This is a genomic window from Rhodoferax sp. (assembly GCF_028689295.1).
Taxonomy (GTDB): Bacteria; Pseudomonadota; Gammaproteobacteria; order Burkholderiales; family Burkholderiaceae_C; genus Rhodoferax.
In genome coordinates this window covers 1-4,221 of the sequence record NZ_JAQTWL010000054.1, presented here as the reverse complement: position 1 = coordinate 4,221, position 4,221 = coordinate 1, and the positions used below count along the sequence as shown (strand labels likewise).

The window sequence follows — 4,221 nt, the reverse complement described above, 5'->3', positions numbered from 1 at the left end:
AGTTGACGCAAAAAAGTGGCCCTCCCACGATCAAACAACCAGTAAAACCGTGGTGACACAGGGGAGGTCTGTGCGAGCGTCGGGCCAGATGCTCTTTGCTGACCTGTCACAGTCAATAGCTATCCCACAAACGAGCGGCGTCGAACTGGCCGCGCTCCCGCAGCCAGGCAGACGGCCAGGTGCGGGCATCCAGCTTTTGCAGCTGACGAATCCGCGCCAAATCCTCGCGTCCACTGGCCCCAACAAAAGCCATTTCCGGTGGCGTTAGTCCCAATTCAAAAACGCGGGAGCCGTCCGGGTGCAGGTGGTAATACTGGCGCTTAGGTATGGCATTGCTGACGATCTGGATTTGCCGCCGGTTGAGTCCAATCGCTTGGTACAGCCCGCTCAAGGCTTCGGTTTGTGCCTGCGGGTTGGGCAACAGGATCTTTGATGGACAGGATTCAAAAATCACATCGGCAATGCCACTGCGCGACAAGTCGCTCAGGGACTGGGTGGCAAAAATGACCGCAACGTTCGATTTGCGCAGCACTTTCAGCCACTCGCGAATCTTGGCCCTGAAGGCTGGGTGCCCCAACATTATCCAGGCCTCGTCAAGCACCAACAAGGTCGGTTGACCCTGAAAACGCTGCTCAAGTCGGTGAAACAAGTCGGCAAGGACGGGCAGCACTATCTTTTCGCCGCGCGCCATCAGGTGTTCAAGCTCGAAGACCTGAAAGATGTCCGCCTGCAGTCCGTCGCTCTCGGCATCCAGCAGCCGCCCAGCAGATCCACGCAGTGAGTAGTATTCCAGCGCTTCACGCAGACGGTTGTCCTGCAAGGTCAGCAGGAAGTTTGACAGGGTGCGTTGTTTCGCGCAGTCGGTTGAAGCCGCCAACTGGTTCACCGCACGAAAGAGTTCTTTGCGCAGTTCTGGTGACATGGCCACACCTTGCAGCTCTGCCAGGCTTTCCAACCATTCAGCCGCCCAGCTGCGCTCAACTTCATCATCAATGCGTCCCAGGGGGCAAAAGGTGATGTTGTCGGATTCGCCCGCAATGTCGTAATGCTGGCCACCGGCAGCAGCCACCAAGGGGAACATGGAATAGCCCTTGTCAAAGACAAAGGCTTGCGCGCCCGGATAGCGAAAATGCTGCGCCACCAGCGTCGCCAACAGGGTGGACTTGCCCGATCCGGTCGGTCCGATGATGGCCGTGTGGCCTAAATCGCCAGCGTGCAGACAAAGCCGGTAAGGTGTTGCACCATCAGTTTTGGCTTGCAGCAGCGGCGCCGAATGCTCAGGATAAAAGGGACACGGGTGAGCATCCGGTCCGGCCCAAATGGCCGTGAGGGGCAGCAAGTGCGCCAGGTTCAAGGTGTTGACCAGCGGGCGGCGCACATTGGCATACATATTTCCAGGCATGCTGCCCAGATAAGCTTCCACCGCATTGACCGACTCTACGCGCGCTGAGAACCCTGCATTGGCGATCATCTTGGTCACGTACTGAGCCGCTTCACGCAATGGCTGCAGGTTCGAACTGGAGAGCAAAACGACGCTGGTGTAATAGCCAAATCGCACCAGGCCACTGCTGGCCTCGGCCATGGCCGCTACCGCGTCCGCCGCCATATCGTCTGCATCCGCATTCACATGGGTGACGCCGCCGCCCTGGCTTGAGCGCATCAAGTTCATCAGTGACAGCCGCTTTTGCGCCCACTTGGAACGGTAGTCGCCAAGGGCCTTATCCGCTTCACGCACCGGCATGAAAATGAAACGATTTGACCAGCGGTATTCCACCGGCAAGCGTGACAAGAAGTCCAGAATTCCGGGGAAACTGGCGCCAGGAAAGCCCGTCACGGCGATGCAAATCGCTGTTTTGTCGTCAATCCGGGGCTCGAATCCCGTCACAAAGTCGTGTTGACCCAGTACCGCGTCAAGGTACATTGGCACCGTGCCCATGACAAAACTGGCGCGTGGTGCCAGAGCGACACAAGAAGCCAAATGCGCCAGAAGCTGACTCTCGACCGATCCGGTCTCAGTGTCGACAGTGTCCACTAGGCGACGGATCTTTAGCGTTCCTGCCAGCCGTGATTCAATTTCAGCCAGAACAGTTTTGAAGCGGCTCAAACTGCGCTCTGCCACTCCAGTCTTTTGAGCCCCGTCCACAAACAGCATCTCGGCTTTTGCCGCAGCATCACGGTCTGGATGCCAGCACAAGACAAGCGTGTAGTCACTTTGAAAACCAGCCCAATCGCCTTCATGGGCGAGACGGCGGCAATCGTCCAGCAGTCGGGTGGTACGGTCTGGGAAAGCGCCGTCCAAAGGGTACCCAGGCGACTGACGGCGCACGGCATCCACATTCAAACTCCAGCCATCATCAAGTGCCAGGGCCGCATTGATCCGAGCCGACACCGCCGCCAGTTCCTCTTTGGTGGCACTGTCCAGGTCCGGGCCGCGAAATTCAAAGCCCGCCATCAGGCCACCAGATTTTGTGAGCACCACGCCGTTGTCGATCAGCGCCGCCCAGGGCAACAGATCCGGCAGTCCTTGGACTTGGCTGCGAAATTCTTTCAAGAGCATTTTTCAGTTTCCGAATTTGCGCGGCGAGGCAAACGGTGTTGCGGCACTCTTGTACAGCTTGCGGTATTGCAGACTGCGCCCAAAGGTCTTGGAGAGTTGGGGGTCAAAGTTAGCCGCGCGAGTCAACACCCATGCGCCGACAGCCCACAAAATCAGACCAAAAATGGCGGCCCACAGTTGAAACAAGGAAACAATGAACACACCAGCTACGATGCCCAGTGCCAGGATCAGCTCTCGCTCAGCGCCCAGCAGCAGCATGGGCCTGAGCATGGATTGATGCAGCGGTACTGAAAAATCAGCGCCGCTATCTTTGCTTTGATCAGCCATGATTTGCGATCAGAAACGACGGACCATCAGATCAAGGCGCCGCTGTTGACCAGGCCGATCATGCTCAGGAAGTTGGCACCAAAGACGATCAACGCCACACCGAGCACCACGTACAGCAATTTCTTTGCAATCCCACCCAAGTCGTCACCACCAAAAATCAGTGCCGCACCGGCAGCCAGGAAGGCCACGGTCGAAATGCCGGTGGCCACTGGCCCGGTCAGGTTGTTGACGACCGTGGTGATGGGGCCGTCCCAAGGCAGAGCTGGGCCCGCATGGGCGATCTGAGATGCAAGTCCGGCAGCGCCGAATGTGACTGAAGTGGCAAGCTTTTTGAGAGATTTGGTGAGCCTGGTTGTTTGGAAATGCACGATCTACTCCAGTTGGAAAAAAGACATCAGCCTGTTTGGCTGGTGCTTGATACCGCTGGAGTGCAAGTGGCTGAGCGCAGCCGTGACGAGATTTCGCAAACTGACAAAACCACTCACCCAGACTTTTTTTGCAGGCGACAGATTAGAGATAGATTAAAGAAAGATTAGCTACTTTTGGCGCTATCTGGAAGTCATTGATTTGACTTGCTATTTTTATCATTTTGAGTTCGCCGCGGTATGTGCTATGCCGTGACTGGGTATGCTCTATGCCGTGGTTTGGTATGTGCTATGCCGTGTTGGTATGCGCTATGCCGTGCTTCCCGGTATGTGCTATGCCGTGGTTTTGTGGATAAGTCAGGACCGACTGTGGACAAGCCCACGCTTGAGTAGATACCTTGCTTGACTCACCGTCGGCACTTTTGACAAGTGCACCAGGTCTGAAGCATCGATTTCCCAGCGCCAGTGTGTGACCTCTTCCAGCCTTTCCAGGGCTGACTTCAGTTCCTGTTTGAACCCTTTGATGGCGGCGTTTTGACTCCCGCACAGTCGTTGCAGGGTTTCGACTTTGACGGGGAACGGCTTTGCATGGGAGCTGTAATAGCCGTGCAACCACTGGGCAAGGGGCCGCTTTTTGAGTGCCATGCGCTGGCCAAATTCCACACTTGACCAGCCGTCGAGGCCGTAAAGCTCGACTATTTTGGGGTTCATTTCAATGACGTACCGGCCGGTCTGATCATCCCGGCCACCATGATGAAGAATGGGGCCGAAATAGGCCCGATGTGCATCCTTAATCTCAACCACGCTGGCCGCCAGTCGCGCAAAGGCTCCCTTCAGCCATTCATGCTGACTTTTGCCGTTGCCGCGCCCAATGCTCTTCAAGAACTTTGAGGCGGTGAATTGAATCCTGCACCCAAGCCCGCCCGTTCTGGCCAGTTGCAGCGCTTGTTCCCACACATCCAGATCAGCCTG

General features: G+C 56.6%; 4 protein-coding genes. All 4 read right to left on the bottom strand.

From position 1 onward, the window contains the following. Positions 1-112: 112 nt before the first annotated feature. Positions 113-2,557: a DUF87 domain-containing protein gene (locus PHF15_RS16590; RefSeq protein ID WP_300122948.1), complete on the bottom strand. Its 2,445-nt coding sequence runs from the start codon at positions 2,555-2,557 to the stop codon at positions 113-115. 3 nt (positions 2,558-2,560) lie between these two features. Then, positions 2,561-2,884 carry a conjugal transfer protein TrbD gene (gene trbD, locus PHF15_RS16585; protein WP_300122946.1) on the bottom strand — a complete coding sequence of 108 codons (324 nt, stop codon included), beginning with the start codon at positions 2,882-2,884 and terminating at the stop codon, positions 2,561-2,563. A 26-nt stretch (positions 2,885-2,910) separates the two neighbouring features. Beyond that, complete coding sequence (locus tag PHF15_RS16580) at positions 2,911-3,252, bottom strand: TrbC/VirB2 family protein (protein ID WP_300122945.1); 342 nt, start codon at positions 3,250-3,252, stop codon at positions 2,911-2,913. Between the two features lie 354 nt (positions 3,253-3,606). Then, positions 3,607-4,221: plasmid replication initiator TrfA (trfA, locus tag PHF15_RS16575; RefSeq protein WP_300122942.1), on the bottom strand; the 615-nt coding region annotated here is incomplete at its 5' end.

What these genes read in the sequence shown, in the direction of transcription:
- trbD (WP_300122946.1), bottom strand. Translation starts at nt 2,884, where the DNA reads ATGGCTGATCAAAGCAAAGATAGCGGCGCTGATTTTTCAGTACCGCTG.
- PHF15_RS16590 (WP_300122948.1), bottom strand. Translation starts at nt 2,557, where the DNA reads ATGCTCTTGAAAGAATTTCGCAGCCAAGTCCAAGGACTGCCGGATCTG.